This is a genomic window from Methanothermobacter sp., assembly GCF_049720995.1.
Lineage (GTDB): Archaea > Methanobacteriota > Methanobacteria > Methanobacteriales > Methanothermobacteraceae > Methanothermobacter.
The window spans coordinates 1-16936 of sequence record NZ_JBNASF010000030.1; the positions used below are offsets into that span (position 1 = coordinate 1).

11 protein-coding genes are annotated in these 16936 nt (G+C 49.9%); all 11 read left to right on the forward strand.

Translation table 11 applies throughout. The features are described from left to right. Positions 1-39: 39 nt before the first annotated feature. Positions 40-474 carry a response regulator gene (locus ACPLJI_RS08060; RefSeq protein ID WP_424731250.1) on the forward strand — a complete coding sequence of 145 codons (435 nt, stop codon included), beginning with the start codon at positions 40-42 and terminating at the stop codon, positions 472-474. A gap of 30 nt (positions 475-504) precedes the next feature. Further along, a complete protein-coding gene (locus tag ACPLJI_RS08065; RefSeq protein ID WP_424731249.1) occupies positions 505-2256 on the forward strand; it encodes a histidine kinase dimerization/phosphoacceptor domain -containing protein in 1752 nt (583 codons plus the stop codon). 124 nt (positions 2257-2380) lie between these two features. Further along, entirely contained in the window at positions 2381-3214 is an 834-nt protein-coding gene (locus tag ACPLJI_RS08070; protein WP_424731248.1) for a methanogen output domain 1-containing protein, read from the forward strand. 18 nt (positions 3215-3232) lie between these two features. Continuing rightward, positions 3233-4327, forward strand: coding sequence for a DUF763 domain-containing protein (locus tag ACPLJI_RS08075; RefSeq protein WP_424731247.1), 1095 nt, complete (start codon positions 3233-3235; stop codon positions 4325-4327). Positions 4328-4479: 152 nt separating this feature from the next. Beyond that, positions 4480-5568 carry a glycosyltransferase family 4 protein gene (locus ACPLJI_RS08080; protein WP_424731251.1) on the forward strand — a complete coding sequence of 363 codons (1089 nt, stop codon included), beginning with the start codon at positions 4480-4482 and terminating at the stop codon, positions 5566-5568. Positions 5569-5701: 133 nt separating this feature from the next. After that, complete coding sequence (locus ACPLJI_RS08085) at positions 5702-7477, forward strand: magnesium chelatase subunit D family protein (RefSeq protein WP_424731246.1); 1776 nt, start codon at positions 5702-5704, stop codon at positions 7475-7477. A gap of 12 nt (positions 7478-7489) precedes the next feature. Further along, positions 7490-8044, forward strand: a complete 555-nt coding sequence (locus ACPLJI_RS08090) for a hypothetical protein (protein WP_424731245.1) — start codon at positions 7490-7492, stop codon at positions 8042-8044. A gap of 15 nt (positions 8045-8059) precedes the next feature. Next, entirely contained in the window at positions 8060-8818 is a 759-nt protein-coding gene (locus tag ACPLJI_RS08095; protein WP_424731244.1) for an energy-coupling factor transporter transmembrane component T family protein, read from the forward strand. Further along, positions 8790-10190, forward strand: a complete 1401-nt coding sequence (locus ACPLJI_RS08100; protein WP_424731243.1) for an ABC transporter ATP-binding protein — start codon at positions 8790-8792, stop codon at positions 10188-10190. Before ACPLJI_RS08095 ends, ACPLJI_RS08100 begins: the two co-directional genes overlap by 29 nt. Next, a complete protein-coding gene (locus ACPLJI_RS08105; protein ID WP_424731242.1) occupies positions 10156-13710 on the forward strand; it encodes a cobaltochelatase subunit CobN in 3555 nt (1184 codons plus the stop codon). The genes ACPLJI_RS08100 and ACPLJI_RS08105 overlap by 35 nt, the downstream gene beginning before the upstream one ends. A gap of 124 nt (positions 13711-13834) precedes the next feature. Further along, on the forward strand, positions 13835-16936 hold a 3102-nt coding region (locus tag ACPLJI_RS08110), incomplete at its 3' end, for a PAS domain S-box protein (RefSeq protein ID WP_424741230.1).

Sequence of the window (16936 nt, forward strand, 5' to 3'; positions counted from 1 at the left end):
CGCAACAATATACTTCACACTTCCAAAGGCGGTGGGATAATGACAGATGCAGATATACTACTTGTTGAGGACAACCCGACAGACGCTGAACTAACAATAAGGGCACTCAGGAAGAACAACCTCGCAAACAAGCTTCACTGGGTCAAGGACGGTGCAGAGGCCCTTGACTACATATTCGCAAGGGGATCCTACTCTGAGAGGGACCCTGATAACCTGCCGAAGCTCATACTTCTTGACCTGAGGATGCCCAAGGTTGATGGGCTTGAGGTTCTCCAGGAGATTAAGAAAAATGAAAGCACATCCAGAATCCCGGTGGTGGTTCTGACTTCATCCAAGGAGGACCGGGATATAGTTGAGAGCTACAAGCTAGGTGTTAACAGCTATGTGAGCAAACCTGTGGAATTCGATGAATTCATAAATGCGGTTTCAACCCTGGGGTTCTACTGGATGATCATAAATCAGCCCCCTGAGTAGTCTACATGGCACATATTCAGAGGATTTCCGATGTCAGAAAAGGTTAAGGTTCTGATCCTTGAGGATGTCCCCCTTGATGCTGAACTGGCCATAAGGGAGCTTGAGAGGGATGGTATAGACTTCGAACATCTCACAGTTGACAGTGAGGACTCCTTCAGAAGGGCCCTTGAGGAATTCCAGCCGGATATCATCCTGGCTGATCATACCCTCCCTGACTTTGACGGTGTATCAGCCCTGAGGATAATGAGGGAGAGATATGATATCCCCTTCATATTTGTGAGCGGAAAGATAGGGGAGGAATTTGCCGTTGAGATGCTGAAGTCAGGGGCAACAGATTACGTGCTCAAAAATAACCTTTCAAAGTTACCACTGGCTTTCAGGAGAGCCCTTCAGCAGGCAGAAGAGGAGAGAAAGGTCCGGGAGGCTCAGAGAGCCCTTGAAGAGAGTGAAAGGAAGTACCGGGCCCTCTTTGAGAAATCAGGTAACCCCATATTCATCTGTTCGCCCGACGGCACAATACTGGATGTTAATCCCGCTGCAGCGGGATTCCTGAAATCATTTGCTGAGGACATAACCGGCAGAAACATCGGTGAATGGATCAGTGAGGAGGACTTTAAAAGGCTCATGGGGGACTGCGAGGGTGGCCATATGAAGTTCACTGTGGGTCTTCGGGGCCGCACACTCGACGTATCCGTAACATCGGTTGAGGTGGATGACGAGAAACTCATATACATTATGGGTAAGGATATCACGGCCCAGAAGAGAATTAAAAAGGAACTTAAGGCCAGTAAGGAGGAGTACAGGGTAATATTTGAGAATACAGGTACCCTCACAGTTATCTGTGGCAGTGATATGGTAATAGAGCTTGCAAACAGTGCCTTTGAAAGGTTTTCTGGTTACAGCAAGGGGGAAATACAGGGATACATGAAGCTCACGGACTTTGTGGATCCCTCTGATGCCGGGCGTATAGAGGCTTACCACAGGCTAATGTCAGTTAACCCTGAGGTCATACCAAAGAACTTTGAGCTCACACTCCGTAACAGAAAGGGTGAGGAGAGGAACTTCTTTGCAACAACCGTAACCATCCCTGGAAGCAAGAAGTGTCTCCTCTCCCTCATGGACATAACCCATAAAAAGTCGGTGGAGAAGCGTCTTCGAGAATCCCTCAGGGAGAAGGAGCTGCTCCTTAGGGAGATACACCACAGGGTCAAGAACAACCTCCAGATAATCTCAACCCTCCTGATGCTACAGGCATCCACCACAGGGGACCCCCGTCTCAGGGAACTCTACATGGATAGCCAGCACAGGATAGAAGCCATATCACTCATACATGAAAAGCTCTATGAATCAAGGGACCTGTCACGGGTCAACCTGCGAGATTACATCAAGACACTTCTCACTGACCTCCTTGACTCATACGGTGCAGATAGAAGTGAGATAGATGCGAGAGTGCGGGTGGCTGATGTGATGCTTAACATCGAAACAGCAATCCCCTGTGGCCTCATAATCAATGAACTTGTAACCAACAGTATCAAGTATGCATTCCCTGATGACGGAGGTGAGATCACGGTGGAGGTTCGCAGAAATGGTGACCTTTACACCCTCATCGTTTCAGATAACGGCGTTGGACTGCCAGAGGACCTTGACCTTGAAAATACAGGCACTCTGGGTCTTAGGATTGTGAGGAACCTTGTTGATCAGATAAATGGTGAACTCAAGATAGAGAGGCCCGCGAGGTTCACGGTGAAATTCCGTGAGGTTGAGTACATTAAAAGGTTTTAGGTTCCATGCGCTGCTTTTAAACCGCCACAGCGGATTAAAGGTCAGATTTCACATCAAATTTTAAGTTTCAGTGATTCCAGAGTGATTGAGGATCATCTGTATTATTATACTTCGGGGAGATTTTATGGCAAGAATTCTTGTTGTTGAGGACGAGGCCATAGTGGCGATGGGTATAAGACACAAACTTGAGACAATGGGCCATGAGGTGGTGGATACCGTCTCAACAGGCAGGGACGCCATAAGGGCAAGTGATATACATGAACCGGACCTTGTCCTCATGGATATAGTGCTCAAGGGCGAAATGGACGGGATAGAGGCCGCAAGGGAGATAAGGGACCGCTTCAACATTCCCATAATCTACCTCACAGCCTACGCCGATGAGGAGATGCTGGCGCGTGCAAAGATAACGGAACCCTATGGCTACATTGTAAAGCCCTTCAAATCAACTGAACTCAACGCCAACATTGAGATGGCTATATACAGGCACAGGTCGGCCATGAGGGAAATGGAAGTCATGAGGAAGAGGATAATCTCTGACTTCTACAATTTCATCCTCAATGCAATGCCCTCACCTGACGCCGACAGGGACGAGATCAGGGAACTGCTATCGGGAATATTCAGGGATAGAATCATATCTGAACTTAAACCTGGATTTGAATCATATATGGAGGAATCCCCATATGAAGATATCCTTGAGGCCTACCTTGCATGGGTTGCCGATGTATTTGGGAACTTCAATATCCGGGTGGGTTTTCTTGAGGATGATGAGAATGTCTACGTTGAATTTGAAAACTGTCCATGGATTGATGATGCAGGGAAGAATCCTGGTTTCTGTCTCAACTGTGAGGCCATCCTCAAGCTGAGTTTTGACTGGAGTGGTCTTCCAGGTGATTTCAGGGCACTTGGCCATATTGCAGATGGATCAGAGAGGTGCCTCTTCAGGTTCAGCGTGAAGTAATCGTTTGAGTGGTCTTGAATGAGAAGAACGGGTATTGCAAACCTCCCCCTGCATGGTGGTCATCCACCTGCCTGGCTCATGAGGAGGATGATTGAACTCTCAGGTGCCATAGCTGAGGTTATAATTGAGGAGTACGGGACCTCTGAGTTCATATCAAGGATATCGGACCCCTTCTGGTTTCAGGCTTTCTCCTGCATCATCGGGTTTGACTGGCACTCCTCGGGGACAACCACCACAACCTGCGGGGCCCTAAAATCAGCCCTTGACCCTGAAAGGCACGGTATACTGGTTGCAGGTGGTAAGGGGAGGACTTCCCGCCGGACACCAGTGGAACTTGAGGCGGCAGGGAAACTCTTTGACCTGGATTCCTCTCACCTGATCTATTCCAGCAGAATAGCTGCCAGGGTGGATGGTAACTGTATACAGGACGGTTTCAGCCTCTATCAGCACACGTTCCTTGTTGACGCCGATGGTGAATGGACTGTTGTACAGCAGGGCCTTGACCCTGATGGTGGATACGCCCGAAGGTACCACTGGCTCGGCTCTGAAGTCCGGGACTACCTTGAGTCACCCCACAGCGGCATATCATCTGATATGGCCCGCAGTGAGGTCCTTGACATGACATCACCCCTCAGCCGCGGTGCCAGGGATGTGAGTGTTGACCTGGTGTGTGATGGCCCGGCCCACATCAGGAGGTACCTCACAGGGCAGAGGACACTCTTTGACTTCAATGTCCTGGACATGCCCGCCCGTCATGAGGTTCTCCCTGTGGACCTCACAGAAAGGGATATGGCGGTCCTTGAGAGGGCATATGAGATCCAGCCAGGAAACTATGAGGAACTTGTGATGCTCTCTGGCTTCGGGGCCAGGAAGATCAGGGCACTGGCCCTTGTTGCTGATCTCATCTATGGTGAGAGGGCAAACTGGAAGGACCCTGTCAAATACAGTTATGCCCATGGTGGGAAGGACGGATACCCCTACCCTGTTGACCGTGAGACATATGACTGCACAGTCGAATACCTCAGATCTGCCCTTGAGGATGCTAAGATTGATGGAAGAGAACGTTTAAGGGCCCTGGAATCCCTGGAAAGGTTCTTAAGCATGAATGATTAGTATACTAAACGTGTTCTTATGGGATTCATGCCCCGCTGCCTGCGGAAGCTTTAACCATCTGAATATTAAAGATTTGCTGAGATTCCATTTACATATAAAAAGATAAAGATTTGCTGAGATTCCATTTACATATAAAAAGAGGTGTTACATTGGTGCATGGAGTTCTTGTGATATCAAACATGTACCCCAGCAAAAGGAACAAATCATTTGGTGGTTTCGTTAAGGTTCATGTTGATGCATTCAGGAGGCATACAGGCATCAGACAGTTCGTAGTCGCAAACACTGATCAGAGAAAGGGTTTGCCCCGCCTTATATACAAGTATGGATCCCTACTCCTGAGGTCACTTTGGTATTCCATAAGGAAACCATTTGATGTGATTCATGCCCACTACCTGTTCCCCACTGGATTCATAGGCCTCATATGCCACTGGCTCACCGGAAAACCCCTCATAGTAACAGTCCATGGCAGTGATGTGAATAATCTTGCAGGGAGGAATTCCATTCTCTTCAGGATTTCAGGATTCGTCCTCCAGAGGGCATCAGCGGTCATCGCCGTCAGCAGGGACCTGTGTGATAAGGTCGTGGAGGAATTCGGCGTTGACAGGGAAAGGGTGCACATCATCAACATGGGTGTTGACACAGAGGTTTTCAGGCCCCTCCATGGGGATGGATGCCGTGAAAGGCTCGGTCTACCCTTAAATAAAAGGATAATCCTGTTTGTGGGGAATATCATACCCTCCAAGGGTGTCTCATACCTCATAGAAGCCCTCAGGGATGTTGTGGTTGATGATGTTAAGTGCATAATACTCGGAGCTCCTGTTGATGGGGAGTATCTGGAAACCCTCAGGGGAATGGCTGAATCCATGGATCTGGATGTGGAATTCTTTGAGCCGGTTCCCTACAGGGAGGTTGCAGTATGGATGAACGCTGCAGACGTATTCGTTTTACCATCACTTAAGGAGGGCTTTGGACTTGTTGCACTGGAGGCCCTCGCATGCGGCACACCGGTCATTGCAACCGCCACTGGCGGGCTCAGGGAACTTATCAGGGACTCTGAGACAGGCTACAGTGTGCCACCGGGGGATTCCGGTGCCATCGCTGAGCGAATAAACAGGATTCTTGACCCGGAGAACATGACTGAGGTTGAATCCATGAGGGAGAATGGGCTGCGGATGGCGGAATCCTTCAGTACAGTGAAACAGATTGAAAGGATACTGGAGGTCTATGAGAAGGTTTCATGAAAGTCCATCCACCCCTTCCTCTTCTCAATAAACATGTTATTACTTTTTCTCTGTATCAGTAAATTTAAGTAATATCAAAATCTTTTAGAAATTATTAAATAATATACTTGCCAATACCTGGAAAGGTGATAACTTGGGTAACTACCACTTTCCATTCACAGCCATCATTGGGCAGGACCTCCTCAGGAGGGCCCTTATCCTTAACGCCATAAACCCTTCCATAGGAGGGGTCCTTATAAGGGGGGATAAGGGGACAGGAAAATCAACTGCAGTAAGGTCACTGAGGGACATACTCCCTGATAGGAGGATCGTTGACGGCTGCAGGTTCGGATGCGACCCTGATGGGCCTGAACTATGCATGGAGTGCCAGGAAAAACTTAAGATGCAGGGAAAGCTTCAGGTGAGGTCCGCGAAAATGGAGGTTGTTGACCTTCCTGTCTCGGCAACAGAGGACATGGTGGTGGGAACCCTCGACATAAGGAGGGCGCTCCATGATGGGATAAAGGCCCTTGAGCCGGGATTACTTGCAAGGGCCAATGGAAACATCCTCTACATCGATGAGGTCAACCTCCTTGATGACCATGTTGTCAACGTGTTGCTTGACGCAGCAGCCATGGGCGTGAACATAGTTGAGCGTGAGGGCATATCTGTGAGGCACCCCTCAAGGTTCATACTTGCAGGTACCATGAACCCTGAGGAGGGGGACCTGAGGCCCCAGATAATTGACAGATTCGGTTTAAGTGTGGATGTTGAGGCACTCACTGATCCCGATGAGAGGATAAAGGTCATAAAGAGGGTAATTGATTTCCAGGAGGACCCTGAGGCATTCCATTCGAGGTTCAGAAAGAGACAGGATGAGCTCAGGATGAGGATAATGGAGGCCCGTGGTCTCCTAAGCGATGTTGAGATGGATGATGATTTGCTCCTCCAGATAGTTGAAATAGCATCGGCACTTGGAATCAGGACCCACCGGGCTGATATCATAACAGCCAGAACAGCCAGAACCCTTGCAGCCTTCAACGGCAGGAGGCGGGTGAATGGGGACGATGTTAAGGAGGCTGCACTCCTTGCAATGAAGCACAGACTCAGACAGCTCCCATTCCAGAGGCAAAGGGAACTATCACAGGAACTCATAGAGAACATCCTGAACGGGGAATTTGAGGATGACTCCGGGATCGACAGGAACAGGAGACTCCGGAAGGACCTGAGGGTCCCTGACCTCAGAGCCTCTCTTCAGGGCCATGCAGGACCGGCTGTCCAAGGTAGAAGAGGAAAGTACGTCCGTGCAAGGGAGAACCCTGAGCCTTCGAGCGTGGCTGTTGACGCCACACTGCGGAGGGCCGCTGCAGATGGCGCGTTGAGGATAGAACCGGAGCACCTTATGGAGAAGGTCCGCGTAGGGAAGGCCAGGGCCCTCTACATAATGGTCCTTGACACATCGTCATCCATGAGGCTGGAGCGTAAGATAAAATTTGCAAAGACAGTTTCATGGCTTCTGCTCAAGGATTCATATGAAAAGAGGAACAGAATAGCCCTTATAGCATTCAGGGGTTATGATGCGACGGTTGTGGCTGAACCAACGTCCCGTCTGGAGGCGGTTGAGGAGGCGCTGGAGGGCCTTAGGGCAGGAGGCAGAACACCCCTTACACCGGCACTGAAACTTGCAGCCGAGGTCTCAAAATCCGCCAGGGAGGAGGCATGTACCGCGGTTGTTATCTCGGATGGACGGTGCAATGTGTTCATAAACTCCAACCTTGAGGAGGACCTCAGAATGCTTGAAGAGGAGATCGGTGACATGAAAATCGTATTTGTAAATGCTGAGTCTGAGAAGAGGAGCCTGGGTATACTTGAGGATATGGCCTCCAGGTTCAATTCAGAGATCTTCTATCTTGATGATATAATTATCTGAGGAGGTGCGCTCTTGTTTAAGTTTAGAAGTTTCACAACATCTGATCTCACATTCCTAGGTCTCATAATAGCACTCATGTACATCGTGCAGACGGTGACAATCCTTGGTATATCGGCGCTTACACCGGTGGACGCCCTCAAGTCCATTGTATCAGCATTCTTTGTATGCATAGTTATAAGCATAGGACTTGCAGGTGTGGGGAAGGTGGGGACATTCACCATCATAGGCCTTGTGAATGGGATCATCTGCGGATTTATAATGCCGGCTTTTCTCCCGCTTTTACCTGCAACCTTCCTGGGGGGTCTTGCAGGTGATTTTGCTGCAGGGGTTTTTTACGGCGTTTACTCATCCAGAAACTCTCTTCTCCTGGGCTGTGGCGCTGCCAAGTTCACAGAGACCATTGTGATCCTCACTGTCCCATTCCTCTTTGGATTTGCAGATTTCATGCTGGCGCCCATCCTTATCATAGCATCAGCCCTACTGGTGGCTGTTCTCGGGGTTCTCGGTGCACTGGTGGGTTACGGGATCGTAACAGAACTCAGAAGGGCGGGGGCAATGAAGCAGTAATTCAGGGGATGTCTGATGGACCTAAACAGGGTTTTCTCTCCATTCACCACCACGGAGACAGGTTTTTTCGCTGAGATAAATCCCCTATCAAAGATGCTGGTCGTGCTTCTTGCAGCGGCTTTCTCTGTGGTGGTATCCAGACTCTGGATACTGGTGTTGCTGGGGGCTATTTTCACGGGTCTCCTGGCATCTTCAGGCTCCCTGAGGGCCTCAGCACCATTCCTTTCATTCATCGTTTTCTTCTGGGTGCTCTCGGTGGTTGCAGTATTCTTAACGTCAGGTAACATGGAATACGCCATAGGGTTTCTCGGTCCCTTCTTTGCAAGGTTCTTCATCCTGATGGCTGCAGGGTTATTCTTCGCATTCACAACCTCGCCACGTAGCCTTGCAGAGTCCCTTAGGTGCCTCCACATTCCAGGGGAGATTGTATTCACGCTCACGGTGGCCCTAAGGTACATCCCGGCCCTCGCGATTGAGGCATCATCAATATGGGATTCCCTTAAACTGAGGCTCAACGCCTCAGGTTTGTCGGTAGCGAGAAGGCCGTCACTCATATACCGTGGCCTCATAATACCACTCATCATAAGGGTTGTCAAAATCTCAGATGAGGTTGCTGTTGCAGCCGAGACACGGGCCTTCAACCCCAGGAGGGTGGCAGAGGGTAATATGACCTTCAGCTACAGGGATGCGGTGTTTCTGCTGGTCTCTGGAGCCATTTTCACGTTACTTGGATTAATCAGCGGCGGTGGTTCAGCTGTATGCGGTCTCATTTGAGGATGTGAGCTACACCTATCCGAATCAGAAGCAGCATGCCCTGAGGGACGTTGACCTCAAAATTAAGAGGGGGGAGTCTGTTTTCATCACAGGGAGGAGTGGCAGCGGAAAGTCCACCATTGCACGGTTAATCACGGCAGTGGCGCCCTCCATAATGGGAGGGGATCTCAGGGGTACCGTGATGGTGAATGGAAGGGACACAGCCGATCTCAAGGTCAGGGACCTTGCAGCGGATGTGGGATACGTCTTCCAGAATCCTGAATCACAGTTCTTCACACTGAACGTCAATGATGAGGTCTCCCTTGGACCTGAAAACCTTGAACTCCCTGATGTTGATGAAAGGGTGGGGGAGGCCCTCAGGATGGTTGGACTGGAACATAAAAGGTATGAAAGCGTCTTCAGACTTTCAGATGGGGAGAAACAGAGGGTTGCAATAGCCTCACAGCTTTCAATGTCCCCCGGCATCCTCCTTATGGATGAGCCAACATCCAGCCTTGACCGTAGGGCAACGGATGACTTCTTTGATGTACTCCAGAGGATGCAGGATAGGACACTGATACTCATAGACCACAGGACCTACAGGGTTCCGGATGTATTTGACCGTGTAATTGTTATGGATGATGGCTGTGTGGTGGAGGATACCGACACTGATGCACTCATGGACCCTGATTTCAGGGATAAATATGGCCTGAGATCCCCTGATGTAAGGTTCGGCTTCAGGTCCACAGAAAGGAAGGGTAAAACTGTTCTCAGGGTTTCGGATCTCTCCTACAGCTATGGTGACGACTTCAGCCTGCGGGGTATAAACCTTGAGCTCAGGGAGGGGGAGGTGCTGGGGTTAACGGGACCCAATGGCTCGGGAAAAACAACACTCGCAAGGCTGATCTCGGGGCTTCTGAAACCTGAGAGTGGATTCATTGAGGCTGATGGCGGCACTGGTCTCGTAATGCAGGACCCCGACCACCAGCTCTTCATGGACACCGTTGAGGGGGAGCTGACCTTTGGGGTGGATGATTACAGCAGCAAGGACCTTGAGGGTGTCCTGAGGACCATGAACCTCCATCATCTAAGGGGCAGGCACCCCCATTCACTCAGCGGCGGTGAGAAACAGAGGACAGTCATATCAGCGTATATATTCAGAAAACCCGGGGTTCTGGTGCTTGATGAGCCAACAACAGGTATGGACCTTGATAACATGAAGAGACTCGTCCGGTGGATAGATAAACTCAGGGCTGGGGGAATATCCCTGATGGTGATATCACATGACCGTGAGTTCCTTGAAATGGTTGCAGATAATCTGGTCTCAATGGATAATGGAAATGGTCTGAGGTGGTTAAATGAAGAGGATACTTGCAGTTACCACGATAAATAACACAGCCTCACTTAAGGAGGCCCTCATGAAGATAAGGGATGAACACGGTGACATCGTCAGTATAAAGAAGGTTTACCTGGAGAAGTATGAGGACCCCTCTGTACCCATGGACGAGCTGGAGAGGGACGTTGAAGAGGCGGACGTGGTGCTTGTGGATATAAGGGGAAACGAGAGGATAGGCAGGGAACTTCCAGGTATCCTGGATGGGATGGATAAAACCGTCATAACCCTTGTCTGGGGAAGCAACCACATACTCTCCCTCACATCAATGGGCAGCCTGAACCTGGGAAGACTGGTTGAACTGGCCCCTGAAGGAATCGACTCACTGGTGAAGTCAAGGAAAATCCGGGAGATCCTGAGAATAGCTGGCTCGGATGAGATCCGGGATGACCTTGAGAACTGGTTCAGGATAATGGACTACTATGGGGGCGGCGACCCTGATAACCTCATGAACATGATCCTCTTCATCCTTGACACATACACTGACCTGGAGGTCCCCCATGATGAACCGGTGGAGATGCCCCCATACGGCCTCTACCTCCCGTTCAGGGGATTCTACACCGACATTGAATCATACAGGAGGGCCTCAAAATTTGACCCTGACCTACCAACGGTGGGAATGCTCTTCTACTCGGGGATGCACTTTGATGATACAAGGCCACTGGTTGAGGAGCTCTATACGAGGCTGCATGGGGAGGTAAACTGTATCATTGTTTTCTCGGATGTTGAGAACAACCTGAGGGCCATAGAGGAGTACATGGGGGATATGGACCTCTTCATCAACATGCAGTACTTTCAGCTCAACGGGGGGCCCCTCGGAGGCGACCCTGAAGCAACCAGGAGACTTCTCAGGAGAATAAACGCACCATACCTAATCTGTCTGAGGGGCTACGAGACAGACCTTGATGAGTGGGAGGGTGACCTCAACGGCCTGAACCCTATGGAGGTGGTGCTGGGGGTGACACTCCCTGAACTGGACGGTGGATTTGAGCCTGTCTTCACTGCGGGTATGAGGACCCTGGATGACCCGGACCTCGGTGAGGTGAGGGTGGTTGAGGTTGTGCCCGGGCGGATGGATAAATTTGCAGCCCGCATCAGAAACTGGCTGAAGCTCAGGAAAAGAAAAAACCATGAGAAAAGGCTGGCCATTATAATCTACGACTATCCACCGGGGGAGGCGAACCTTGGAAGCGCGGGGTACCTTGATGTATTTGAGAGCCTCGAGAGATTCCTCAAGAGACTTCATGAGAATGGTTACAGCGTTAGACTCCCTGAAGAGCCCCTGAAGGAAATTATAATGGCTGAGGGTCTAATAAACAGTCCATCATACCTTCAGTGTGGGGGTGTGAGGCTTCCAGCGGATCAATACATTGAATGGTTCAGGGGACTCCCTGACGAGCTAAAGGAGGATATATGTGCCAGGTGGGGCGAACCACCGGGGGATGTTATGGTTGATGGTGATGACATGATAATTCCTGTGGTTGAACTCGGCTCTGTCTACCTCTGCATACAGCCTTCAAGGGGGCTCATGGACGCCAATGGATACCACAGCCGTAACATTCCACCGCACCACCAGTACCTGGCATTCTACCTCTACCTCCAGTCCCTTGAACCTGACGCCGTGGTGCACTTCGGGATGCACGGTACACTGGAATTTCTCCCTGGAAAGGAGACTGCGCCCGGGGATAAATGCTACCCTGACCTCCTGATCGGGGACCTGCCAAACATATACCTCTACTGGGCAGGAAACACCTCAGAGTCAACCATAGCCAGGAGGAGATCCTATGCACTCCCCATATCCCATGCATCACCACCATTCATGGCCTCTGACCTCTACGGTGAATACCAGAACCTTGAGGAACTCATAGGGGAGTGGCATGAGGTGGGGGGTGAGGAGTTAAGGGAGAGGATAGAGCTGGAGGCATCCAGGCTCAACCTCACAGGTGATATGGGTGAGATTGAATCTGAAATATTCAGGATGAAGAGGCGCCTCATCCCCAGGGGGCTCCATGTCATTGATACTGAGTGGAACATTGATGAGAGGGCAGCCTACCTCCTGGGGGTCCTCAGGTTTGAGAGGGAGTACCCATCCATACACTCAATGGTCGCAGAGATGATGGGGGTTACCTACAGTGAGGTTAAGGACACCGCAGCAGGGTGGAAGATTGAAGAGAGGGCCCTGGCTGTGCTGAAGGATATACTCCTTGGCAGGGATGTGGATCTCCCCGGGGACTATGTTGAATGGGTCCGGGGGTTATCAGAAAGGTGCGACTTCACAGGGGAAACAGAATCCCTCCTTGAGGCCCTCTCAGGCAATTATGTCCCCCCGGGGAGGGGAGGGGACCCTGTGAGGGACCCCTGGACATACCCAACAGGGTATGCCATGTACGCCTTCGACCCGATGAAGATACCCACATCCTCTGCAGAGACAAGGGGGAGGCTGTCTGCAGAGCTGCTCCTCAGGGACCACCTTGAGAGGCATGGAAGGTACCCTGAAACCGTTGCGGTTGTTCTATGGGGATTTGAAACCCTCAAGACCGGTGGTGAGACCATATCCATGATTCTCGAACTTCTGGGTGTCCGTATAAACAGAAGGTACGGGCCCTGGGCAAAGAACATAGAGGTGATACCCCTTGAGGAGCTCGGAAGGCCAAGGGTGGATGTACTCATTAACATATGCGGCATATTCAGGGACACCCTGGGAAGCCAGATTGAGATGTTAAACAGGGCATTTAAGGCTGTCGCGAACCTTGATGAGGACCCTGAGGACAATCACATCCTGAAGCACAACCTTGAGGACGGTCCAGTGAAGGTTCCCCCAAGGATATTTGGACCGGCTCCATCAGAGTATGCAAGCAGACTACCTGAAATCATCGATGACGGAAGCTGGAACTCTGAGGATGAACTTGCATCCACCTATATGGAGGAGATGTGTTACGCCCACCTCCCTGAAGGTGTCAGGGAGGCCGGGGATGAGTTCAGGAGAAACCTCCAGAGGGTGGAGGTTGTGGCCCAGGAGAGGGACAACTTGGAGTACGAGGTGACCGACCTCGACCACTACTATGAGTTCATGGGTGGCCTCACATCATCCGTAAGGAGCCTTGGGGGCTCATGCAGCGTGAGGGTTGTTGACTCAACAGAGGACGAGCTCTACGTTGAGGGCCTTGAAGATGTCATAGGGAGGGCTGTAAGGTGCAGGGTCCTCAACCCGCGCTGGCTTGACGGGATGCTTGCCCATGATTATCACGGCGCAAAGAACATCAAGGACCGTGTGGAGCACCTGCTGGGTTTTTCAGCCACAACAGGTGCCGTGGAGAACTGGGTATATGATGATGTTGCAAAGACACTCATACTGGATGATGATATGAGGAGAAGGATCACAGAGAATAACCCCTTTGCAGCGGTTCGGATGGGTGAAATACTCCTTGAAACAGCTGAGAGGGGCTACTGGGACGCTCCGGATGAGGTGATTGAGAGGATAAGGGATATGGTTCTGAATATTGAATATGAACTTGAGTAGGGGGCTACTTCACAGCTTCAGTATTTCATTATCAGAAAAACGGAACAGAAGAATCATGATCTATCTTCCCATCCTTCTTTAATAGAAAAGGTTTAATATATCATGAAAAGCAATATATAGTTACATGCCATCTGTCCTTGTCGTTGAGGATGAGGCAGTGACAGCACTTGAACTTGTAAGGCTGCTTGAATCATGGGGATATGATGCAGTTTCTGTGAATACCGGGGAGGAAGCCATTGAAACCGCTCTCAGGATGAAACCCGACATAATCCTTATGGACATAGTCCTCCAGTCAGAGGTTGATGGAGTAATGGCTGCAAGCGCCATAAAAAGAGTTCTTGATGTACCCCTCCTGTTCCTCACAGCTTATTCAAGCCGGGAGATGTTTGAGAGGGCATCCGGGGTTGAGCCTGACGCCTATCTCCTGAAACCCTTCAATTCAAGGGAACTTGCATACTCCCTTGAACTGGCACTTTACAAGAACAAGATGCAGAAACTCCTCTCCCATGCCAATAGAAGGTACCAGCAGATACTGGATACAACAGGAGAAGGGGTCTGTATATTCAGCTCAGATGGAATTATACAGTACTGCAATAAGAGGATGGCTGATGTTTTATCCTGCAGACGTGGGGATATTACAGGAAAAAGCATATTTGATTTTGTTCATCCAGGAGACAGGGAAACAATGGAGCGTATCTTCGATTCCTGCCGTAAGGGTGCATCAGGGGAACATGAGATTCGCTTCAGGACAGCTGATGGTGCCACCAGATGGATGATCCTCTCGGGACACACCATAATGGAGTCATCCCGATTCAGGGGTGGCTTCTGCATGTTCAGGGATGTGACAGAGCAGAAGATGGTTGAGAGGCGTCTTAGAAAGACAAACAGATGCCTGGAGCTTCTAAGCAGAATTAACCTTAAGGCGGCGGTTTCAACCGATCCATCTGAACTCATGGGAAACATATGCAGGCTCCTGGTTGATGTGGGATACTCACACGCGTCATTCAGGACACCTGATGGTGTTGCTGAATGTGAAGGTGCCATCCCTGATGTCAGTCTAAGAGAAGGCCTTCACACCGGCAAGGGCGGATCAACTGCTGTCATCCAGCTGGAGAACTGCAAAAACCCCCTCTACCTTGTGGTTTCAGCGATGAGAAAAATCGATGATACTGAGATGAAATTCCTTAAGGAAATTGCCTCAAGCACCGCCGAGGCCCTGAGGAGAATCAACTCAGAAAGTAAACTTGATTCCATCTCATCCAGATACCGTGAAATCTTTGAGAATGCAGGGGACGCCATATTCCTCCTGAAGGGTGAAAAAATAATTGAATGTAACAGAACAGCCCTGGACCTTTTCAGGGGAGAAGAGGACGAAATAAAGGGTAAAACACTCTGGGAACTCTCACCTGAGTATCAGAAGGATGGCGAGTCATCAGAATTGGCCAGAGCCATTATTGAAAGGGCAATGTCAGGTGAAAGGTGTGAATTCACATGGCTTCACAGGAGGATCACAGGCGAGGTCTTCCCCACAAGGGTTACCCTCAGCAGGTCAGGGGATTTTGTGATGGGCATAGTCAGGGACATGACGGACTTCTACAGGGCCCATAAAAAGCTTAGAACTGAACACAGAAAATTCAGGGACCTCCTTGAGTCAATACCTGACCCCACATTTGCAATTGATACCGATGGAAGGGTTATAGCCTGGAACAGGGAGATGGAAAGGCTCACAGGTGTAAGAAAGGACGAGATAATGGGCGAGGGTGACAGGGAATACGCAATTCCATTTTACGGTGAGAGAACCCCTGGACTTCTTGAATTCATTTTAAAATCTGAAGATGTCCCTGAAAGGTACAGGAACATCAGAAGGGATGGAAATTCAATCTACGCCGAGGTCTATGTGGGACACATGGGAAGGCACTTCCAGATCAAGGCATCCCCAATATACGATGAACATGAGGATGTCATTGGCGCCGTGGAGATACTGAGGGATGTTACAGATTACATTGAGACCGAGAAGAAACTCGAGAAATCACGGGAAAGTTACAGGACAATATTCGAAACCAGGGCCACCCCCACTGCAGTTACAGACACGGACTTCAATATTCTGAGGACAAACAGGGTCTTTAAAGAGATCTTTGGAAGATCAGAGGGGATCAACATGGCCGATATCATCCAGGAGGATGACCTTGAGAAAGTCCATGGACTCCAGGACAAATGCAGGGTTCTCCTCAGGATGAAGGCAGATGACAGGATTCTCCAGATGATAGTCCACAGGGGTGATATTCCAGATTCAGGGCAGGTGGTGCTGAGCTTCAATGATATAACAAAACTCAAAATGTCCCAGCACAAGCTGAGGGAGGAACTCAGGGTCAGGATGGTTCTAAGTGAGATATACCCCCATGCGGTTTCCGCTGAGAGCATAGAGAAATTCACAGAACACATTCTTGATGCCGCATGCCAGATTACAGGCGCAGAGAAGGGCGCCATAAGGCTTAAGAACAGGAGGGAACTTCTTGTATCAGGTGGGCTCAGTGCTGAAGAACTTGAGGCAATTTCAGTGGATGGAATCTCAGCTTCAGGGGACACCCTACGTTTCAGTGCATCATCGGGGGATATGAAATCCGAGATCATCCTAATGGGTGAAAATTTCCATAAATCAGACCTGAGGGCGATTAAACACCTTTCACAGTATTATCTCCTGGCAGCGAGGCAGCTGGCCTACAGGAAGAGAATGATTGAACATCAGAATCATCTGAGGCTCCTGAATATTATACTTAAATCTGCAGAGAAAGATGACCCGGGTCTCTTCATGGAAAGGGTCCTTGATGCCATCATAAGGTGTCCTGAATTCAGCTCAGCGGCAGCCTGCGTTGAACCTGACCTGCGAATATCTAGGGGAATGGATCCACCTCAAAAGCTTCCTGATTTCCTTGAAATTAAACTGCATGAAAATGTCGCTGAAATACCCATGACAGTCGATGGTGAGGTTAAGGGAATTCTTAAACTGGGTTTAGAGCCTGATGAAATACGGGAAAAAACTGAATTCCTTGAGATACTTGGAGCTGAGATCTCTGATGGAATTCAGAGGATAATGATGAGAAGGCAGATCATAGAATCCCTCTATGAAAAGGAGGTGCTTCTGCGGGAGATACACCACAGGGTCAAGAACAACCTCCAGATAATATCAAGCCTCCTCTCACTTCAGTCAGCCTACACAGATAACCCT

Bases quoted from the DNA above. Each gene is read 5' to 3' on its own strand.
- ACPLJI_RS08060 (WP_424731250.1), top strand. From the start codon at position 40: ATGACAGATGCAGATATACTACTTGTTGAGGACAACCCGACAGACGCT.
- ACPLJI_RS08065 (WP_424731249.1), top strand. From the start codon at position 505: ATGTCAGAAAAGGTTAAGGTTCTGATCCTTGAGGATGTCCCCCTTGAT.
- ACPLJI_RS08070 (WP_424731248.1), top strand. From the start codon at position 2,381: ATGGCAAGAATTCTTGTTGTTGAGGACGAGGCCATAGTGGCGATGGGT.
- ACPLJI_RS08075 (WP_424731247.1), top strand. From the start codon at position 3,233: ATGAGAAGAACGGGTATTGCAAACCTCCCCCTGCATGGTGGTCATCCA.
- ACPLJI_RS08095 (WP_424731244.1), top strand. From the start codon at position 8,060: ATGGACCTAAACAGGGTTTTCTCTCCATTCACCACCACGGAGACAGGT.
- ACPLJI_RS08105 (WP_424731242.1), top strand. From the start codon at position 10,156: ATGAAGAGGATACTTGCAGTTACCACGATAAATAACACAGCCTCACTT.